Origin of the sequence: Nocardia cyriacigeorgica (assembly GCF_029868385.1) — a bacterium.
GTDB lineage: Bacteria > Actinomycetota > Actinomycetes > Mycobacteriales > Mycobacteriaceae > Nocardia > Nocardia cyriacigeorgica_F.
Genome location: NZ_JARWNX010000058.1, coordinates 1 through 19,800 on the forward strand (window position 1 = coordinate 1; position 19,800 = coordinate 19,800).

Below are 19,800 nucleotides of genomic sequence, written 5' to 3' on the forward strand. Positions count from 1 at the left end.
GGCTCACGGCTCACGGCTCACGGCTCACGGCTCACGGCTCACGGCTCACGGCTCACGGCTCACGGCTCACGGCTCACGGCTCACGGCTCACGGCTCACGGCTCACGGCTCACGGCTCACGGCTCACGGCTCACGGCAAGGATGATGCGGGGCGTATCGGTGGTGCCCCGCATCATCTTTCGTGCAGTCGCTCAGTGCGCGGCCGAGTCCCAGCTGTGTCCGGTGCCGACGGAGACGTCGAGCGGGACCGACAGGTCGATGGCGGCGGCCATTTCGTTGCGGGCCAAGGTCTCCAGGGTTTCCCGTTCACCGGCGGCGACCTCGAAGAGGAGTTCGTCGTGGATCTGCAACAGCATCCGCGAGCGCAGGCCGGCTTGCTGAATCGCCTTGTTCACGTTGATCATCGCGACCTTGATGATGTCGGCGGCCGTGCCCTGGATAGGGGCGTTCAACGCCATCCGTTCGGCGGCTTCACGGCGCTGCCGGTTGCTGGAATCCAGGTCGGGCAGATACCGGCGGCGGCCGAACAGGGTTTGGGTGTAGCCGACCTTGCGCGCCTGCTCCACCACCTCGTGCAGATAGTCGCGGATACCGCCGAAGCGGGCGAAATAGACCTCCATCTGGTCCTTGGCCTCCTGCGTGCTGATCTTCAGCTGCGCGGACAGGCCGTAGGAACTCAGACCGTAGGCCAGACCGTAGGACATGGCCTTGATCCGGCGCCGCATCTCCGGGTTCACTTCGGAAATCGGGATATCGAAGGCCTTGGATGCGACGAAGCTGTGCAGATCCTCGCCGGAGTTGAACGCCTCGATCAGGCCGGCGTCGCCGGACAGATGGGCCATGATGCGCATCTCGATCTGGCTGTAGTCGGCGGTCATCAGCGATTCGTAGCCCGCCCCGACGACGAAGGTGTCGCGGATCTGCCTGCCGGTGTCGGTGCGGATCGGGATGTTCTGGAGGTTCGGCTCGGTGGAGGACAACCGGCCGGTGGCGGCGATGGTCTGGTTGAAGGTGGTGTGGATGCGGCCGTCGTCGGCGACGGATTTGAGCAGACCGTCCACGGTGACCTTGAGCCGGGTGGCGTCGCGGTGGGCCAGCAGATGCGCGAGGAACGGATGCTCGGTCTTCTCGTAGAGCGATTCGAGCGCATCGGCGTCGGTGGTGTAGCCGGTCTTGGTGCGTTTGGTCTTCGGCATGTCGAGTTCGTCGAACAGCACCACCTGCAACTGCTTCGGCGAGCCGAGGTTGATCTGCTTACCGATCACCTCGTAGGCGGCGTTGGCCGCCTCGGTCACCTTGTCGGCGAACTGACGTTGCAGCGATTCCAGCTGGTCGGTATCGACGGCGATACCCGCGTCCTCGAGGGTGGCGAGGACCTCGAGCAGCGGCAGCTCCATCTCGCCGAGCAGCGCGGTGGATTCGATACCGGCCAGCTCACCGTCGAGGGCTTCGGCGAGGTCGGCCACGGCGCGGGCGCGCAGCATCTCGGTCTGCGCGACCTCGGCGTCGACGGTGTCCTCATCGTCGAGCAGTGACAGCTGCGGGTTCTCGTCGGTTTCGGCGCGCAGCTCACGGTGCAGATAACGCAGCGACAGATCGTCGAGATTGAAGCTGCGCTGACCGGGCCGGACCAGGTAGGCGGCGAGCGCGGTATCGCTGGTGAGCCCGGCGAGCGACCAGCCACGCCCGCGCAGGGCGTGAATCGCGGATTTGGCCTCGTGCAGTGCCTTGGCGCACGCCGGATCGGCCAGCCAGGCGCCGAGGGCGGCCTCGTCGTCGGGCGTCATCCCGGTGACGTCGATATAGGCGCCTTCACCGTCGGCGGCGGCGATGGCGATCGCCGTGACGTCGCCGTGCGCGGGCGCACCCGAGCCGACCACCGAGACACCATGACGCACACCGACCGGCGCGTGATCGGTCAGCCAATCGCCCACGCTGCCCGGCGCCAGCGCCGAACCGCTGATCTCGAAACCGGAATCGGCCTCCGGGCTCGGCGGGGCCAGGGTCTCGAACAGCCGATCGCGCAGCACCCGGAATTCCAGATCGTCGAACAGCCGGTGGATGCGTTCGCGGTCCCACGGCGCCTGGGCGAGCTGATCGGGGGTGTAGGGCAGCGGCACATCACGCACCATTTCGGTGAGCTGCCGGTTGAGCACGACGCTGCTCAGGTTGGCGCGCAGCGCGTCGCCGACCTTGCCGCGCACCTCGTCGACCTTGTCGACCAGGGTGGCCAGATCGCCGTACTCGCGGATCCATTTGGCAGCGGTCTTCTCCCCCACACCGGGGATGCCGGGCAGATTGTCGCTCGGGTCGCCGCGCAGTGCCGCGTAGTCGGGGTACTGCGCCGGGGTGAGACCGTATTTGGCCTGCACCTCCTCGGGGGTGAAGCGGGTGAGATCGGAGACGCCCTTGCGCGGGTAGAGGACGGTGACGTCGTCGTTGACCAGTTGGATGGAATCGCGGTCGCCGGTGACGATGAGCACCCGGTAGCCCTGCGGCACCGCCTGCGTGGTGAGGGTGGCGATGACATCGTCGGCCTCGTAGCCCTCGATCGCCATCACCGGGATACCCAGCGCACCGAGCACATCCTTGGTGAGTTCGACCTGGCCGCGGAACTCGTCGGGCGTGGCGATGCGGTTGGCCTTGTATTCCGGATAGGCCTCGGTGCGGAAGGTCTGGCGGGAGACGTCGAACGCGGCGGCGATATGGCTGGGCTTCTCATCGCGCAGCAGATTGATCAGCATGGCGGTGAAGCCGTACACCGCGTTGGTGGTCTGGCCGGTGACGGTTTTGAAGTTCTCCGCCGGTAGCGCGTAGAAGGCGCGGTAGGCCACCGAATGGCCGTCGATCAGCAATAGCGTCGGCCGCTCCCCCGCGGCCGTCGCGGCACTCGACGTGGTGCTCGGTGCCGTGCCTGATCCGGAAGAGGCAGAACGCGGGGCTGTCGTCGGTGAACTCACCCCCCAGAGTCTAGGGACAGCCACCGACAAGTCGAACGGGCGACACCCTGGCGTCGCCGCTCAGCCCACGCCCAGATACGCCGACTTCACCGCCGGGTCGACCAGCAGTTGCGTACCGGTGCCGGTCTTGGTCACCGCACCGGTCTCCAGGATGTAGCCGCGGTCGCTGCGTTTGAGCGCCTGCCTGGCATTCTGTTCGACCAGCAGGACCGTGGTGCCCTGTTCGTTGATCTCACTGACGATGCGGAAGATCTGCTGGATCACCATGGGCGCCAACCCCATCGACGGTTCGTCGAGGAGCAGCAGCCGCGGCCGCGCCATGAGCGAGCGGCCGATGGCCAGCATCTGTTGTTCGCCACCGGACAGTGTGCCGCCGACCTGTTTGCGCCGCTCCCGCAGCCGTGGAAACAGCTCGAACACCCGGTCCAGGGTCGCGGCATAGTCGGCCTTTTGCTTGAACGGCCGTGCGTAACAACCCATGTCGAGGTTTTCCTGCACGGTCATGCCGGGAAAGATGCCCCGCCCTTCCGGCGCCTGGATCAATCCGGCCACGACCCGTTCGTGTGCTTTCATCCGGCTGATATCGCGGCCCTCGAAGACGATGCGGCCCTTGGTCAGCGGCAGCAGGCCCGACAGCGCGCGCATGGTGGTGGTCTTGCCCGCGCCGTTGGCGCCGAGCAGGGTGACCAGTTCGCCCTCGGCCACGCGCAGTGAAATACCGTGCAGCGCACGGATTCTGCCGTAGTTGACCGAGATATCGTCGACTTCGAGTAGCGGTTCAGCTGTGCTCATGACCGTCCTGTCCGTCCTCGTCGTCGGGCACCCCGAGGTAGGCGGCGATCACCGCCGGATCGGCGCGGATGTCGGCGGGTAGACCGTCCGCGATCTTGCGGCCGAATTCGAGTACGACGATGCGGTCGGTCACGCCCATCACCAGCCGCATATCGTGCTCGATGAGCAGCACCGTGAAACCGTCGTCGCGGATCTTGCGGATCAGATCCATCAGCGCCGATTTCTCGCTCGGATTGAACCCCGCCGCCGGTTCGTCCAGGCACAGTAGTTTCGGTTCTGTCGCCAGCGCGCGAGCGATCTCGAGCCTGCGTTGATCGCCGTAGGACAGATTGCGGGCCTTCTCCACCGCCCGCGGCGCGATACCGACGAACTCCAGCAACGCCATCCCACGTTCGATGGCGTCACGTTCCTCCCGCCGATGCCGTGCGGTGCGCAATATCGCGCCGGGCACCGAGGTCTTGTGCCTGGCGTCGGTGCCGACCACCACGTTCTCCAACGCCGTCATCTCACCGAACAGCCGCACATTCTGGAACGTGCGGGCGATGCCGAGGCGGGTGATCGCGTTACGTTTGGTCTTGGTGAGCGGTTTGCCATCGAAAAGCACCGTGCCCGCCGACGGCCGGTACACGCCGGTGATGGCGTTGAAGCAGGTGGTCTTGCCCGCACCGTTGGGGCCGATCAGGCCGAGGATCTCGCCGCGGCGGATCTCGAAGCTCACGGCGTCGAGGGCGGTGAGACCGCCGAACCGCACTGTGAGCCTGTCGGTGCGCAGCAGCGGCTCGCCGACGGCGGTCTCGGTCTCCCGGCGTGGTGCGACGACCTCGGCGACCGCGGCCGCATCGGCCAGGGCCGGATCGACCGCGGCCACGTCGACCGTGCCCGCCGATTCCACCTCCGGTTCCGGCGCATATCCGGCGGCCATATCCTCGTTGTCGAACAGCGCATCGCCCGCGCCCGGCCCGGTCATCGGTTCGCTCCCACCGGCTCGCCGCGCAGCGGTCGGCGCACCGCCAGGTAGATCTGCCTGCCGTAGGCCAGCAGTTTCTGCCGGACCGGGAACAGACCCTGTGGCCGCAGGATCATCATCACCACCAGTGCGATGCCGAAGTACAGGTATTTGAGGTCGCCGAGGGTCTGCGCGCCCTGCGGGCGGAACAGCAGCACACTGCCGAGCAGGACCACCCAGTACACGCCGAGCACCACGATGACCGTGACGAACACCCGGCGCACCCAGGTGTCGAAACCACGCGACCACAGCTTCCAGGCCACCGCCATCCCGGCCAAGACCGCCGCGAGCACCGCGAGCTGGATGTAGCCCGTGGTCTCGTCGGTCACCAGCTGCACCGACATCAACCGGTTGGGCAGATACACGACGAGGAACGCCCCGACGATGACACCGAGTTTATTGCCCTGTCCACCGATCACCACGGCGCACAGGAACAGCATGGAGTTGATGATGTTGAAGCCTGCCGGGTTGATGTACTGCACCTGCCCCGCGTACAGCGCGCCCGACAGACCGCCCACCGCCGCACCGATCATGAAGGCCCACAGTTTGAACTTGAACGCGGGCACACCCATGATCTCGGCGGCGTCCTCGTCCTCCCGGATGGCAACCCACGCGCGGCCCACCCGGCTGCGTTCCAGATTGCCGACGATCAGCAGCACCACGATGACGCAGAACATGCCGAGCCAGTACCACCAGGTGCCGGAGTTGGCGCGGTCGAGCAGATTCGTGGCGTCGGCGTCACCGACATTGCCCGCCGAGAACACGCCGCTCGGGTGGTCCGCGGATTCGCCGATATGCGGGTAGGCGATACCGGATAGACCGCGGCTGCCATTGGTCAGCTCGACCAGGTTGTCGGCGAGCAGTCGCACGATCTCACCGAAACCGAGGGTCACGATCGCCAGATAGTCACCGCGCAACCGCAGCGTCGGCGAACCCAGGATCAGACCGGACACCGCAGTCACCGCGATCGCCAGCGGTACACACGCCAACCAGGCCCAATCGGAGTCGAGCCAGCCGCCGTCGGTCTGATTCCACGGGCTGTTCGGGCTGGTCAGCAGGCCGACGGTATAGGCGCCGACCGCGTAGAAACCGACATATCCGAGGTCGAGCAGCCCGGCCTGCCCGACCACCACATTGAGGCCGATCGCGATCAGCGCGTACATCGCGAACTGTGCCATCACCCCGCCGAAGCTGGTGCCGGGGGTGTCGATCAGCGGTGGCGGGAACAACGGCAGCAGCGCGAGCGCGATGATCGCGGGTACCCCGTACGCCCATTGCTCGGGCCTGCTCAGGCCGTCCCACCAGCCGCGCACCGCATCGCCCGCGCCGTGCATGGGCCGCGGCGGCGGCTGCGGAGCCTCGATCTTCGCCATCCGATCACTCATGCGCGGGCCCTCCCGAGACTCTCACCGAGGATGCCCGTCGGCCGGAACATCAGCACCAGCACCAACACCACGAACGCCACCACATCGCGCCATTCGGTGCCGAACAGGATCTGCCCGTAGTTCTCGGCCAACCCGAGCAGCAATCCGCCCAGCAGCGCACCGCGCAGATTGCCGATACCGCCGAGCACCGCGGCACTGAATGCCTTGATACCGAGGATGAACCCGCCGGAGTAGATGATGCCGTTGGGGATTTTCAGCGCGTACAACAATGCCGCCGCACCGGCGAGCACACCGCCGATGAGGAAGGTCAGCATGATGACCCGCTCGCGCGAAACGCCCATCAGCGTCGCGGTATCGGGGTCCTGGGCGACCGCGCGGATACCGCGCCCGAAGGTGGTCCGGTTGATCAGCAGTTCGGCCGCGGCCGCCAATACCACTGCCGCCACCACGATCACGATCGTCACATTGGTCACGTCGGCGCCGCCGACACTGAATTGCACCGTCGGCTCGACCAGGATGATCGGCTGCTGCGCATTGGTGCCGCCCAGATCCGGCCACAACTTCGGCAGGATGAAATGCACGAATTCCTGTAGCACGAACGACATACCGATCGCGGTGATCAGGAATATCAAAGGTTTGGCGCCGCGGCGGCGCAGCGGGCGATACGCGACCCGCTCCAATCCCACCGCCGCCGCACCGGAGACCGCCATACCGAACAGCATGGCCAACCCCAGATAAGTGACGGTCAGGATGACGCCCTGAGAATACGCGTCACCGCTCGGCGAGAATCCGAGCAACATCAATCCGATGTACTGCCCGAACATACCGAGCATGAACACTTCCGAATGCGCGAAATTGATCAGCCGCAGCACGCCGTAGACCAGCGTGTAGCCGACGGCGACCAGCGCATAGATCGCGCCGTAGGACAATCCGTCGACGGTGAGCCGCCAGAACTGATCGATCAACGCTTCGTAGTCGAAGTCGATCGAACCGTCGGCGAGCGGTAACGCGCCGACATAAACGGTAGGAGTCATCCGTGCCAAGCCCTCATCGCTGTCGCCCCTGATGGATCGGCGCGTACCCCGACCACCGGCATGGGTCGGAGTACGCGCCGTCGCCCGCTCCCGCTACTTGACCTCGTACACCCAGATCAGCGCATTGGACAGCTCACCGTTGGGGTCCCACTTGTACTGCCGGGCCAGCCCGGCCGCGTCATAGCCGCGCACGAACTCGAGCAGATCCGGGCGGGTCAGCTTCCCGTCGTCGATACCCGTGGCCAGGATGGTGGCCAGGTCGTAGGCCTCGACCGAGTAGACGCCGGGAGCCTGATTGTTGAGCGCCTCGTACTCGGTGGTGAATTCCTCCGGCGCCGGACCACACGGGCACGACAGCACCGCACCCGTGGCCGCGCTTCCGGCCTGGGAGACGAACTGCGGATCATTGCTGCCATCGGCGGAGACGAAGGTCGCCTCCACACCACCGGCCTTCAACTGCTGGGCCAGCGGTGCGGCCTCGGAGTAGTAGCCGGAGTAGAAGATCGCATCCGGGTTCACGCTCGAGATCTTGGTGACGGTGGCGGAGAAGTCCTTGTCACCTTCTTTGATGCTCGCGGCGCACGCCGGATCGGCCACCGGGCCGAGCGCGGCGGTGATGCTGGCGGCCAGGCCCGCACCGTAATCGGTGTTGTCCTGGACGACGCACACCTTCTCGTATCCGGCCGTGTTGATCATGTAATTGGCCACCGACGGGCCCTGCACATCATCGTTGGCCAGGCCGCGGAAGAACGTCTGCCAGCCGTTCTGGGTGAGCGAGGCATTGGTGGCCGAGGACGACACCGCCACCAGGCCCGCATCGCTGAGAATCTGGCCGGTGGCCTTGGTTTCGCCGGAGAAGGCAGGGCCGATCAGGCCGACGATCGTCGGATCGTTGACGATCTGTGGGATGACCTGCGTCGCCTTCTGCGGATTGCCTTCGGTGTCGAACGGTTTCAGTTGGATCTGGCAGCCCGGATTCGCCCGGTTGTGCTGGTCGATCGCGAGCTTCGCCCCGTAGAGAATATTGGTGCCGAGCGCGGCGTTCGGCCCGGTGAGCGCGCCCGCCATGGCGATCGAGGTGTTGTCCGGGCAGGTCGCCGAACCGTCACCGGCGGGATCGGCGGCCACCCCGGTATCGGCGGCGGGCACCTGTCTGCCCTCGGCGTCGATCTGCATCACCGGCTGAATGGACAGGCCCCCGGCGCCGCCGGTACCGGTGGCGTCCGAATCCCCCGTCGATTTATCACTACATCCGGTCAGCACCAGAGCCGCGGCCGCACCGGCCCCCAGCACTCGTATCGTACGGTTTCGCCATGTCGCACCGAGCACGATTCACCTCTACGTTCCTGTGCTTCCCCGGCCCACCGAGGAGGCCGACCACTCAGCCTGCGCAGAAACATAGCGTCGGCACGTTAGATCCGCATCACATTCGGATCATGCCGATGACATCGTGTCGAATTCTTTTTCACCATCATGTTTCCATGAGGTAAATCGCCTAGTGCCCGTCGAGGGGCACGGCGTCACTGCGGCGTCAGATTTTCCAGCACCACTTCCGCGACCGCCTTCATGGTGGTCCGGCGATCCATCGCGGTGCGCTGAATCCATTTGAAGGCCTGCGGCTCCGACAACCCCTGGGTCTGCATCAGCACGCCCTTGGCCCGCTCGACCAGTTTCCGCGTCTCCAGCCGCTCCGACAGACTCGCCACCTCGCCCTCCAGCGCGGTGATCTCATGGAACCGGCTCGCGGCCAATTCGATGGCGGGCACCAGATCCGATTTGGTGAACGGCTTCACCAAATAGGCCATCGCCCCCGCGTCGCGGGCCCGCTCGACCAGATCGCGCTGACTGAACGCCGTCAGGATCACCACCGGGGCAACACGTTTCGAGGCGATCTCAGCAGCGGCGTCGATACCGTCGCGACGCGGCATCTTCACGTCCATGATCACCAGATCCGGGCGGTGCTCCACCGCGAGATCCACCGCCTGCTGGCCGTCGCCCGCCTCGCCGACCACCTGATAGCCCTCTTCGGTGAGCATCTCCACCAGATCCATGCGGATCAAGGCCTCGTCCTCGGCGACGACGACACGCTTCGCCACGGCGGCGGCCTTGGCGTCCGCGCCCGCAGTAGTGCTCATAGAAGACCCCTCTGGTTCGGTGCTCGAGCTTGTAAAGACTACCTTTCACTTCGGCATAGAACGCATCTACCCAGCGCAAACCTCCCCCAGCTCACACCGAGGGCCGACCGGTTCGCCGATATCGCCCTCGACCCGCTATCATTTCCCTCCGGTGCGCCGAGTTGGCGGAACTGGCAGACGCGACGGTCTCAAAAACCGTTGTCCGAAAGGGCGTGTGGGTTCGAGTCCCACACTCGGCACCAGGTCAGGCGGTATTTTTGCCGTCGCTTTCCACGTCGTCATCTCACGCAGTCCGCAATCGGTCCGCAGCAGTCCTGGCCCCGCGTCCATCCCGACCGCCACAGCGTCGAGATCGTCCGCAAACAGGTGCCCATACAGGTCCAGAGTCAGCGTGGCCGTCTTGTGCCCCAGCATCCGCTGAACCACCTTGATATTCGCCCCCGCACTGATCGCCAGCGACGCCGCCGTGTGGCGCAGACCATGCGGAGCGATCTTGCTCAGCCCCGCCGCCTTGGCGGCCTGGTCGAACACCCACCGGAACTCCGTCGACTCGAGGTAGCCACCCTTCCAGCTCGGAAAGACGAGTGCGTCGGGTCGACGACCATTCATGAGGTTGGCGAGCTCCTTCGCCAACGTCTCCGGGACCGGGACAGCACGGGCCGTGTGGTTCTTAGTGTCGGTCACTACCGTGCCCGCACCCCGGACATAGGTCGCCGACCGCATCACCCGGACGCGACGGGCGTCGAGATCGACATCCATCACCCTGAGCCCGGCCGCCCGCTAGTCGCATACGAAAATTTTACGAATCCCCGGCGGGTCAGGACGGAACCAAGGGGAATGAACTCGGCACATCAGGACACCAAAACCGCCGCCTACCTGCTGAAACAGGGATCTGCCGGGAACTGTTGGGAACCTGCGGCGACCTGCGGAAACGCTGTGCCGACTTCATGACCGACAAAGCCTACACCGCCGCTGACCTGGGCATCTTCGGGGTCCACCCCTGCTTTCCACGACTTGCCCAGGATTCTCAACACCTGTATCACCTACTCGCATTCCCGGATCCGCGCCGGAGGGACGACGAGATGGTCGAGTCGGGATCGAGGGGACATGCCTGTGAGGGCCACGCTGTCAACGTTCAGGCAGCCCCGACTGCCTCGGAGGTGCGGGATTCACGTGACATGCCCAGTCAAATGGCAGTCGAGCCGCCCGACGTAGATGTTGGCGTGCGCTCCTCACAGGCAGAAGTCGGGACCAGTCAGCCGCGGCGGATCGCCCCAGGTGGGACCACGGGCGCGTGGGCGCCTGCCGCGCCGTCATCCGACCATGAACCACGGACCGGCGTACCCCGGTTTGATTCGTTGTCGGACGTTGCGTGCACGAGTTCAGCAGCAGCTCGACACCATGGCACACGGTAGCTGACTCCACGAGACCACTTTCGCATCTGGCGCCTGGGAAAATTTTGCCAGCCGTCGGCAGAAAATCTTGACACGGCGGCGCGGCGGATTCTCCGAGCAGCCACGGTGGCCAGAACGGTCGCCGCACTCGTATCGGCTCGCTGCATCACCGTCCAGGGCGTCGGAGTGCAAGCTTCGACCGTTGTATCGTGGCGCGCTACCACCATCGAGCCATGGGAGGACGGGGCTCGCACCGACAATTCCGCGGGCACCTACGAGTGGTGGTATTTCGACGCGCACCTCGACGACGGCGCCAACCTCATCGTGGTGTTCATGAACAAGGACCTGTCCGAGCCGGGTAAATCCCTCTCGCCGTTGCTGAGACTGGAACTGGAATTACCCGACGGGCGACACCTTCAGAAAATGGTTCATTACTCCCCCGACGAATGGGCAGCCGCCACCGACCACGCCGACGTCCGTATCGGTGACAACCGATTCAGCGGGGACCTGCACACCTACCACATCACCGCTGCCGACGACGAAGTCAGCGTCGATATCACCCTGACCGCCGACGTACCTTCGTGGCGTCCCGGTACCGGCCACATCCTCTTCGGCACCGACGGTCAGCAGGACTTCGGGTGGCTGCCCGCCGTCCCACAAGGCACGGTCACAGGCAGTTACACCGTCGACGGGACCACTCACCCAGCCCGCGGCGTGGGTTACCACGACCACAATTGGGGAAATGTCGGCCTGATGCAGGTTGTGCACCACTGGTACTGGGCGCGCGGACAAGCCGGCCCCTACACCGTAATCGCCTCGCACATCACCGCTGCCGCCAAGTACGGCTACGAGCCGATCATCATCTTCATGCTCGCCCGCGACAACACTGTTCTCCTCGATGACCCTGACAAGGTCACCTTCGAGACCGATGGCATCTACACCGACATCAGCACCAAGAAACCCGTCGCCAGCATCACTCGCTACATCTACCGCGACGGCGAAGACCGGTACTCCGTCACCTTCACCCGTAGTCGAGACCTGACGCGGAGCAAGATGGCCGACAGCTTGACCGGATTCAAACGGATCGCCGCCAAGGCCACCCGGTTCGACGGGGCCTACTTGCGTTTCATCGGCAATCTCGAGATCAGCCCTCACCGCGGGGAGGAGTTGATCGACTCCTACCGCGATCAGGCGATCTGGGAGCTGATGTACTTCGGTCACCCGCGTCCGGAATAGCGCGCGACCCGGCCGACGCGTACCTCGCCGTCGGCCGCACTACTTAGGACGGGCCGGATCGGTCTCGCAGCGCCATCGGGCACAGCCACCGGGTGGCGAAATCGTGGAGTTCGGTGTGGGTTTCGAGGCGGGGGACCGCGTGGGGGGTGAGCGCGAGTGAGTGCATGAGACGCGCGATCAGCCCGGCTGGCTCCTCGGTCTCGCCCAGGTCGGGGCCGCCTGGCGGAGTCAGTCCTCGGTGAACTCGACGGCCGTGTCCATCACCGCGCCCGCGCCGGAGGTCAGCGGCGCGAGTGCCTCGTTGGCGTCCACAGCGAGGGTCTTGGTGCGCACGGGGTTCGTGCGCAGCAAGGTCACCGTGAGCGCGAAGCCGTGCGCGATCCGCTCCTCCGGCTTCCACCCAGCGTTTCGCCGTTCCGGGAATAGCACTGCTGAGTTTCCGCCGACCGGGGTGGCTCAACCGGGCCCTACCCCGCCTGATCAGTTTGCCGCACGCCCGCTGACCTGGTTCGCCGCGAAGCTCTGGGAGCCAAACTCGGTTGTCCAGAAATGTGAAGGGCCCCGGTCGTTCGACTGGGGCCCTTCATTGTTCGGCCGCGACGACCATCTCGGTATGCCCGGTGAACATGCGCCGCCCGGTAGCCGGAGTTCGATCAGAGCCGTACACCCGTGCGCACGACCGGCTACCGAGCCAGTGTTTCGACCGGGCTGAAACGGGCGGCGCGACCTTCGGTGTGCCGGTTCAGCCAGGATGCGCGCTGCCGTCGACGACGGGCATCGAGCCAGGTGCTGTAGCCAGGCAGCGCACGGCGGCAGAGTTCGTCGACGAGATTGGGCACGAGCCGGGTCAGCGGTAGCCAGCGCCTCCATCCGGGCAAGGGAAGCTGATTGGCCGTGAAGACGGCATCGTTGAGGAAGAATCGTGTCCACCCCAGGACCCGGGCCTGCTCGGACCGCTTCCACTTTCGCACTTCTCGCGAATCGGTATCGGCCGGCCCGAACGCGGTGATGAAGGACTGCGACAGACTTCGCGAGTCCGGTCCGTCGGACGGGTCGTCCATCACTTGGGACAGGTACACCACCCGCCACCAGTCATCGATCGTCTCGGGGAAGAACGCGGGTTCCACTCCCAGCAGATAGGCGACATAGCGCCAGAAGTGCATGTGGTCGAGAACTTCTTCGTCGGTGGAGAAGTAGCCGATCATCTTGCCGTGCTGGCTGAGGGCGAACGAGAGAATGATGGGCCCGAACTGGGCATTCTGACTCAGCGGCGCGCCGAGACGTTCGCTGTCCCATTCGGGGTGTGGGCCGATCCTGTGCCGGATCATCGAGTGCATCACCCGTACCAGCACCGCTGCCCGGCGGCCCACCTCACCCTGACGCAGCGCCCCGGGTTCGGAGATGTCCAGCCAGAACCGGCACGTCTCTAGGTAGCGGCCGAAGGCGCTGCCTCCTGTGTATGCGCCGGTCAGCACCAGTGGCTTGTGAATCACCTCGCGCCGGTAGCCGTCGAGGGAGATGAGCCCGAAGTAGTAGAACGCGTCGACGCCGTATCGGCGAAACACCTTCGCTCCACGCTCGACCCGGTCCCAATCCAGCCATTCGGGCTCGGTGTCGAGGTGGTCGAACAGGGCCTTCAGCTCGGGCGGGGCGTCGGTCACTGCGTCGATGCCCTCGCCCAGCGCCTGGTCGACAAGCTTGCGCACTTCGCGCGAGTAGTGTCCGCTGAATGCCGCTTCGACAAAATCGTCCGACAGGGGGTCCGCTCGGCCGCGGTCGCGCCCGAGCTCGCGCGCGACTTCGTCCGGCAAAGCCAGCGGGCCTTTCACGAACAGGCCGGCCATTCGGGCCGCCGCCTGACCCTCCGCGCTGCTGCGGTTGTCGAAGTACCGGTATGAGGTGGGAATCTTCACCACCGCTGGGTTCGTCACTGTCAAACACCTCCGCCGTTGGGGCCATCCGCTGTGGCCTCGGACCAGCAGCCGGTTCCGAGGCTGGTGCGGATCGAACTCGATGAAGCCGAACACTAGCAATATAATTTGTCACCTGTCAAATTAATTGATGAGGATCCGATGACCGAAGAGCTCGAGCAGCAACCCCGCCGCCGGGGTCGACCCCCCAAGCACGCACCAGCAGCGCCGGCCGACGACGTCTTCGCGGCGGTTCTGCACGCATTCGCGGCACACGGCTACGACGGCGTCTCTGTCCGTACGCTCAACCAGGAATTGGGCGTGAGTCACAATCTCCTGCACGCCCGATTCGGGTCCAAGGCAGCGATGTGGCGGGCGGCTGTCGACTGGGGCTTCGGCAATCTCGTCGCCGCACTCGACACCGCGGACGACGCTTCCCTGTCGCCACTGGCCCGACTCCGACGATTCATCGTCGCGTTCGTGATGCATTCGGCCGAACATCCCGACCTCTTGCGGATCGTCGACATCGAAGCCGGCCGGGAGTCCGACCGCCTGCGCTACCTCATCGATACCTTCATCGAGCCGGTCCAGGCGCGGATGATGCCGCTGTTCGCGCACTTCGCCACCGACGCGCACGCACCGAGGCTGCCGGTTCACACGGCGTACTTCCTCATCACCTCCGGCGGGGGCGCACCCTTCACCAGCCGCGCCCTCACTCGCACATTGTTCGGCGACAGCGCCCTGACCTCGACCGCGATCCAGCAACACGCCGAGGCGATCGCCGACGTCCTCACCGCCGGCTTGTCGCCGTCGACCGACTCCTGAGGGAGCCCGCTCGATCATCGCGTAGGCGCCGCGGGGTGAGCTGGGACAGATTCCCCACCCGATGTGATCAGCTCCACCCCCGGAACGCGGACCGGCTCGTTGACGGCACGCTTCGCATGGATTAATTTGACCGGTGTCAAATTAATGGTGGCAACGCTCGATGCTGCCGACCGATGCGAAAGGCACAACGATGGATGTCGCACTCTGGATCGCCTCGGGGCTGCTCGCGGCGGGCTCCGCAGGTGCGGGCGCGATGAAACTTGCTGTCCCCCACGAAAAACTATCGGCTCTGCCGAACATGTCATGGGCCCAGCCGATGGATCCAGCTGCCGTGAAGGCGATCGGCGCCGTGGAAGTCATCGGCGCCGCGGGGGTGATTCTGCCGCAGGCCACCGGCATCGCCACCCCGCTGACGCCGCTGGCCGCCGCGGGACTGGCTGTTGTGGGTGTCGCGGCAGGCATCACCCACATCCGCCGCGCCGAGTACATGATGGCGCCGGTCAACACCGTCCTGATCGGACTTGCCGCGTTCGTCGCGGTCGGTCGGCTGGCGCAGCGGGCATGACCGGCTCGGCCTGCCGAGCTGAGCGTTCGGCCCCGGACCGGTCTGCCGCCGGATCACCGAACCACGCCGGTCAAATCGACGAACGTGATGGGGACTATTCGTGACCGCATCCACGCACGAATCCGAACAACGAACAACTCGCGCTGTCATCGACGGTTTCTATGCGGCCTACGCCCGGCGCGATGTCGACACGATGATGACCTACGTGTCCGACGCCATCGTCGAGGACTTGTCCGGGGTCGGTCTCGTCACCGGCCGCCTCGCCGAAGAACGCTTTCTCCGTTCACTTTTCGCCGCGTTCCCCGACCTCCACACCGAAGTGACGCGGGTGGTGATCGACAAGAACTCGGCATGCGTCGAGTGGCAACGTCACGGTACGTTCACGGGCGCCGACTTTCACGGCACGCCCGCGACCGGACGGCCCTTCCAGTTCAAGGGAGGCGCGTTCATCGACGTCGCCGATGGCCTGATCACCCGCATCAACGGCTACTACGATACGGCGGTCTTCGCTCGCGCCATCGGAGCGTTGCCTCCGGAAGGCTCGAAATCCGAGCGCTTCGCCATGGCGCTGCTACGGCTGCGCACCGCCTACGGCCGTCGCCGTCGGCGACGAGCTCTCGAACACTCCTGAGTGCCGCTCACCTTCAGACCTGCCGGCCTCCCTACCCGGCATCGACACTCGCCTGGATGCCTACTCCCAGGAATCCCCACCCGGTTGAACCGGGCTATCCCATCGTCAAGAGAACGGAACCCATGATGCATATCTCCAGAGCTGGCCTGCGCCGACGCCGATGGACGTGGGGTGGTGCGGCAGCGGCGGCCATGATACTGGGGAGCGCGACGGCGATCGCCGCCCCGGAGCCGAGTACCCAGCCCGGCCCCGCACCTGTCTCTGTCGCCGAATCATCCACGGGCTCTGCGCATTCCCATCATCACGCCGTGCCGAACGGCGACGACCACTACGTGCCTGCCGCAGCCCCGATCGCGGCAGGTGACCCGTCGTGCACACCCGAGGACCGGTCCGCGGCACTACGCGCCGATCAAGCCACGATTCTGAAAGCATTGGGGCCGTTGACAACCCTGCGTGATGCCGGGGACGTCGCAGCCCTGGCAGGGAAGGGCTGGGGAGTTCTGGCACATCAATTCGTCAGTATCGGTGGCACCGGGGTGACCATCGCCCGAACAGAAAAGTCTCCGTCCTTCGTCCCGAACATCATCGATCCCACGGTCGACCCGGTGGCCGGCGTACCGGATCTCCTGTTCTACCGGCCCGCTGAAGGTGCCGGCGATGTCACCGACCCGTACGGTCCCGACTTTCCCTACGAGTTGGCCGGCTGGGCGTACCTGAACAGCTACGACTACAACGTGACGCCGACTTCACTGCCGTGCATCGACCGCGCCGACTGGTTCGTCCACGAACGTGGCCTCCACCCCGCCGACACCTGGGGATTCACGCCCTACCCGCCGACCGAGGAATTCCACGGGCAGTCGCGCGGCCTCGAACCGTTCGCGAGCGCACAGGCCGGGGAACCGCATATGCGGCTGTGGGACGTCCACGTGTGGCGCGACGGAACCGCGCCTGGCGAACCGGGAGTCTCGATCCTGGCCCCCACTCCCATCGCCGGAGTCGATCCGCACGTCGGCGAATGGTACTTCTACCCGGCGTCCTCGTGACCCATTGTCCTCCCCGATGCGGTGGCACGGCCGGAGCCGTGTGCCGCAGCGGATACCCCCTGTCACCAGATGGTCCACGAAGGGATACCCATGGAAATCCGTGAACCGCGATGGCGGCGCGCGTTGGTTACCGGCGCGTCGGCCGGGATCGGCGCTGCCATCTCGGATCAACTCGCCGGCGACGGAACACATTTGATCTTGGTGGCTCGCGACCGTGAACGACTGCGAGAGCAAGCCGCACGCCTCCGACGTGAACACGACGTGGAGGTCGACATCGCCGCGGCCGATCTGAGCAACCCGGACGATATCGTCGAGGTCACGCGGAAGATCGGCGATCAATGGACCCTGGATCTGCTGGTCAACAATGCCGGCATCGGCTCCGTGGGGCTCTTCCACCAACAGTCGATGGCAGCCGAAACCGCCCAGATCGAGCTCAACGTGCTGGCGCTGGTCCACCTCACGCACGCCGCCATCCCGCAGATGGTCGCCGCGGGGCACGGCACGATCATGAATATGTCGTCGCTGTCGGCACGGCTGCCTTCCCCGCGCAATGCGGTCTATGGAGCGACCAAAGCCTTCGTCACCAGCTTTTCGGAATCGCTGCACACCGAACTCCGTGATACCGGTGTGACTGTCACCGCGGTGATGCCCGGTGCCGTCCGCACCGAGTTTCAGCAGCGGGTCGGCGAACACGCCTTCGACCACGTGCCCGAGCGCGCCTGGATGGACGCTGACACCGTCGCGGCGAGTGCGTTGGGTGCCGCCGCTCGCGGGGACGTCCTGCACCTACCCGGACGCAAATACCAGGCCATGGCCGGGGCAGCACAGCTGATGCCCCGCGCACTGTTGCGCACGCTCGCGCGCCGGACTGCGCCCGGGCAGACGAGCACCCGACCCGGTGGCACCGGGAATTGATGGAGCCGGCGCGGGCCCGGCCACCGGGTCGCCGGCGGGCCGACCGACCGCACACCGAGAAAGACGATCCTGATGGCTGAACGCACCGCAATCGTGGCAGGCGGCGGCATCGGCGGCCTGACTGCCGGTATCGCTCTGATGCACCGTGGTTGGCGGGTCACGGTGCTCGAGCGAGCATCCGACATCGCCGAGGTCGGCGCGGGTATTCAGCTCGGACCCAACGCTGTCACGGTGCTGCGGCGACTGGGTGTCGACATCGCCCCCGCGGCGTTTCGGCCGGAAGCCCTCGAGATGCGCCGCGGCAGATCCGGGCGACAGGTATTTCGTATCGCCATCGACAATATTGCCGAACAGCGTTGGGGTGCGCCCTATCTGCACATCGCCCGATTCGATCTGATCGACGCGCTGGTTCGGCGATGCGGTGAGATGCGAATCAGGACCCAGGCGAAGGTCGTCGCCTATCAGCAGGACACCGACAAAGTGCGGGTGCGTCTGGCCGATGGTGAGGAGCTCACCGGCGACATCCTCATCGGCGCAGACGGCATCCGCTCACGGATTCGGCGGCAGATACTCGGCGAGGATCGGCCACGATTCACCGGAAACGTCGCTTGGCGCATCCTGATTCCCAGCGCACGACTCGGTGAGCTGGCGCCGCCCCCGACCGCCTGCGTCTGGGTGGGACAGGGCCGTCACGCGGTCACTTATCGAGTACACGGCGGTCTGCTCACCAATCTGGTCGCCGTGGTCGAGCACAGCTCCTGGCGCAGCGAGTCCTGGACCGAACAGGGCACGGCGGCTGAGGCGCTCAACGATTTCCGCGGTTGGCACCCCACCATCACCACGATCTTCGAACAAGCCGATGCCCACTATCGCTGGGCGCTCTATGACCGCGAGCCGTTACCGATCTGGACCGACGGGCGGGTGGCCCTGCTCGGCGACGCCTGCCACCCGATGCTGCCCTTCCTGGCACAAGGAGCTTCGATGGCGATCGAAGACGCCTGGGTCCTCGCCGATCACCTGGACCGCGAACCGAATCACCGCCGAGCCCTGACCGAATACGCGGACACCCGACGGCCTCGCACCACCAGGGTGCAATCGGAATCACGAGAAAACGCAAGCCGCTTCCACCACTCGGAACTCGCTTACGCACCGATCCAGCTGGCAGCCCGAATACGGCCCCAGTCGTTCGTCAGGCGATTCGACTGGCTTTACGGCCACGATGTCACGGCCTGATACTCGAGGCGGAGCCCCGTCGAAGGCCCCATCTTTCGCACCGATCACTAGTACATGCATGTATTATTATCGGATGCCGACCTCATCAGCCTCGACACCGGAACCTCCGACCGAACACACGGGCACGTCCCGCACCGATCCGATGTTCTGGTCCTTCATCGAGCTCGCCAAGCATCGACTCGGCGCGGAATACGGGCCCGAGAGCGTGTTGTCGACGGAGCTGCTGCTGTCGCTCAATCGCGCATCGGCGATGATCACCTACGACCTGGAGGCCGGCGTGCATCGGCCCCGAGGGTGGTCGTGGGCATCGTTCCGGCTGATGTTCGTCATCTGGCTCGCCGGACCTCTGGAATCCAAGCGCGTGGCCGAACTCGCGGGAATGACCAGGGCCGCAGTGTCCAATCTGAGCACACCACTCGAGACTCAGGGCCTCCTGCGCAAGACCGCCGACGAGAACGACCGACGGGCGGTACAGCTGTCGCTGACCGAGGCGGGCACGGCACGCATGCGCGACGTGTTCAGCGAGCAGGCCGAGCGCGAACGCGCGTGGACGAGTGCGCTGAGCGAAGCCGAGCAGCGGATCCTGGTGCTGCTACTGAACAAGTTGATCGGCGACCGCGACGGGTTCGAATACCACGAACGACGCTGACCGATCCACCCGGCGACAGTCGGCTCCCTCTTGAGCCGTCCCAGCAATTTAGTTAATGTATGTACTATCTGAGAAACCACGTTAGGAG

Annotated in this window: 17 protein-coding genes, 1 tRNA gene and 1 pseudogene; 9 read left to right on the forward strand and 10 right to left on the reverse strand. The window is 65.6% G+C overall.

Annotation, left to right across the window (positions count from 1 at the left end; all coding sequences use genetic code 11):
• Positions 1-190 precede the first annotated feature (190 nt).
• The 7 genes from polA to QH168_RS19210 form a co-directional block, all read right to left on the reverse strand.
• Positions 191-2,959: a DNA polymerase I gene (polA, locus tag QH168_RS19180; protein ID WP_432421136.1), complete on the reverse strand. Its 2,769-nt coding sequence runs from the start codon at positions 2,957-2,959 to the stop codon at positions 191-193.
• A 60-nt stretch (positions 2,960-3,019) separates the two neighbouring features.
• On the reverse strand, positions 3,020-3,751 hold the full coding sequence (locus tag QH168_RS19185) for an ABC transporter ATP-binding protein (RefSeq protein ID WP_280236106.1): 732 nt from the start codon (positions 3,749-3,751) through the stop codon (positions 3,020-3,022).
• A complete protein-coding gene (locus QH168_RS19190) occupies positions 3,738-4,718 on the reverse strand; it encodes an ABC transporter ATP-binding protein (protein ID WP_280236107.1) in 981 nt (326 codons plus the stop codon). The genes QH168_RS19185 and QH168_RS19190 overlap by 14 nt, the downstream gene beginning before the upstream one ends.
• A complete protein-coding gene (locus QH168_RS19195) occupies positions 4,715-6,142 on the reverse strand; it encodes a branched-chain amino acid ABC transporter permease (RefSeq protein WP_280236108.1) in 1,428 nt (475 codons plus the stop codon). The genes QH168_RS19190 and QH168_RS19195 overlap by 4 nt, the downstream gene beginning before the upstream one ends.
• Entirely contained in the window at positions 6,139-7,176 is a 1,038-nt protein-coding gene (locus tag QH168_RS19200) for a branched-chain amino acid ABC transporter permease (protein WP_280236109.1), read from the reverse strand. Before QH168_RS19200 ends, QH168_RS19195 begins: the two co-directional genes overlap by 4 nt.
• 93 nt (positions 7,177-7,269) lie before the next feature.
• A complete protein-coding gene (locus QH168_RS19205; RefSeq protein WP_280236111.1) occupies positions 7,270-8,469 on the reverse strand; it encodes a branched-chain amino acid ABC transporter substrate-binding protein in 1,200 nt (399 codons plus the stop codon).
• Positions 8,470-8,696: 227 nt separating this feature from the next.
• Complete coding sequence (locus QH168_RS19210; RefSeq protein WP_280236112.1) at positions 8,697-9,311, reverse strand: ANTAR domain-containing response regulator; 615 nt, start codon at positions 9,309-9,311, stop codon at positions 8,697-8,699.
• A gap of 155 nt (positions 9,312-9,466) precedes the next feature.
• Between QH168_RS19210 and QH168_RS19215 the strand changes: the two genes are divergently transcribed.
• Positions 9,467-9,553, forward strand: a tRNA-Leu gene (locus QH168_RS19215).
• Between the two features lie 133 nt (positions 9,554-9,686).
• Here the strand turns inward: QH168_RS19215 and QH168_RS27735 are convergent.
• Positions 9,687-10,073: pseudogene (locus QH168_RS27735) on the reverse strand (tyrosine-type recombinase/integrase); the annotation flags it as partial.
• Positions 10,074-10,831: 758 nt separating this feature from the next.
• Between QH168_RS27735 and QH168_RS19220 the strand changes: the two are divergent.
• Complete coding sequence (locus tag QH168_RS19220; RefSeq protein WP_280236113.1) at positions 10,832-11,941, forward strand: lipocalin-like domain-containing protein; 1,110 nt, start codon at positions 10,832-10,834, stop codon at positions 11,939-11,941.
• A gap of 228 nt (positions 11,942-12,169) precedes the next feature.
• Here the strand turns inward: QH168_RS19220 and QH168_RS19225 are convergent, their stop codons facing one another.
• Together QH168_RS19225 and QH168_RS19230 are read right to left on the reverse strand one after the other, a co-directional pair.
• The gene (locus tag QH168_RS19225; protein WP_280236114.1) at positions 12,170-12,370 is read right to left on the reverse strand and encodes a hypothetical protein; all 201 of its coding nucleotides are present in this window, start codon (positions 12,368-12,370) and stop codon (positions 12,170-12,172) included.
• Between the two features lie 254 nt (positions 12,371-12,624).
• Positions 12,625-13,872 (reverse strand): oxygenase MpaB family protein, encoded by a 1,248-nt coding sequence (locus QH168_RS19230; RefSeq protein WP_280236115.1) that lies wholly within the window; start codon positions 13,870-13,872, stop codon positions 12,625-12,627.
• 141 nt (positions 13,873-14,013) lie between these two features.
• On the opposite strand from QH168_RS19230, the gene QH168_RS19235 reads away from it, so the two are divergent.
• From QH168_RS19235 to QH168_RS19265, 7 genes are all read left to right on the forward strand, one after another.
• Positions 14,014-14,676 (forward strand): TetR/AcrR family transcriptional regulator, encoded by a 663-nt coding sequence (locus QH168_RS19235; protein WP_280236116.1) that lies wholly within the window; start codon positions 14,014-14,016, stop codon positions 14,674-14,676.
• 190 nt (positions 14,677-14,866) lie between these two features.
• Complete coding sequence (locus QH168_RS19240; RefSeq protein ID WP_280236117.1) at positions 14,867-15,241, forward strand: DoxX family protein; 375 nt, start codon at positions 14,867-14,869, stop codon at positions 15,239-15,241.
• Positions 15,242-15,341: 100 nt separating this feature from the next.
• Entirely contained in the window at positions 15,342-15,872 is a 531-nt protein-coding gene (locus tag QH168_RS19245; protein ID WP_280236118.1) for an ester cyclase, read from the forward strand.
• A 308-nt stretch (positions 15,873-16,180) separates the two neighbouring features.
• Positions 16,181-16,915 (forward strand): hypothetical protein, encoded by a 735-nt coding sequence (locus QH168_RS19250; protein WP_280236119.1) that lies wholly within the window; start codon positions 16,181-16,183, stop codon positions 16,913-16,915.
• A gap of 90 nt (positions 16,916-17,005) precedes the next feature.
• Entirely contained in the window at positions 17,006-17,830 is an 825-nt protein-coding gene (locus tag QH168_RS19255; protein WP_280236120.1) for an SDR family NAD(P)-dependent oxidoreductase, read from the forward strand.
• 72 nt (positions 17,831-17,902) lie between these two features.
• Entirely contained in the window at positions 17,903-19,063 is a 1,161-nt protein-coding gene (locus QH168_RS19260; RefSeq protein WP_280236121.1) for an FAD-dependent monooxygenase, read from the forward strand.
• A 142-nt stretch (positions 19,064-19,205) separates the two neighbouring features.
• On the forward strand, positions 19,206-19,712 hold the full coding sequence (locus QH168_RS19265; RefSeq protein ID WP_280236248.1) for a MarR family winged helix-turn-helix transcriptional regulator: 507 nt from the start codon (positions 19,206-19,208) through the stop codon (positions 19,710-19,712).
• Positions 19,713-19,800: the final 88 nt, after the last annotated feature.

Coding starts and splice junctions, on each gene's coding strand:
- QH168_RS19195 (WP_280236108.1), bottom strand. CDS start 6,142: ATGAGTGATCGGATGGCGAAGATCGAGGCTCCGCAGCCGCCGCCGCGG.
- QH168_RS19200 (WP_280236109.1), bottom strand. CDS start 7,176: ATGACTCCTACCGTTTATGTCGGCGCGTTACCGCTCGCCGACGGTTCG.
- QH168_RS19265 (WP_280236248.1), top strand. CDS start 19,206: ATGTTCTGGTCCTTCATCGAGCTCGCCAAGCATCGACTCGGCGCGGAA.
- QH168_RS19255 (WP_280236120.1), top strand. CDS start 17,006: ATGGAAATCCGTGAACCGCGATGGCGGCGCGCGTTGGTTACCGGCGCG.
- QH168_RS19235 (WP_280236116.1), top strand. CDS start 14,014: ATGACCGAAGAGCTCGAGCAGCAACCCCGCCGCCGGGGTCGACCCCCC.
- QH168_RS19210 (WP_280236112.1), bottom strand. CDS start 9,311: ATGAGCACTACTGCGGGCGCGGACGCCAAGGCCGCCGCCGTGGCGAAG.
- QH168_RS19260 (WP_280236121.1), top strand. CDS start 17,903: ATGGCTGAACGCACCGCAATCGTGGCAGGCGGCGGCATCGGCGGCCTG.
- QH168_RS19240 (WP_280236117.1), top strand. CDS start 14,867: ATGGATGTCGCACTCTGGATCGCCTCGGGGCTGCTCGCGGCGGGCTCC.
- QH168_RS19185 (WP_280236106.1), bottom strand. CDS start 3,751: ATGAGCACAGCTGAACCGCTACTCGAAGTCGACGATATCTCGGTCAAC.
- QH168_RS19190 (WP_280236107.1), bottom strand. CDS start 4,718: ATGACCGGGCCGGGCGCGGGCGATGCGCTGTTCGACAACGAGGATATG.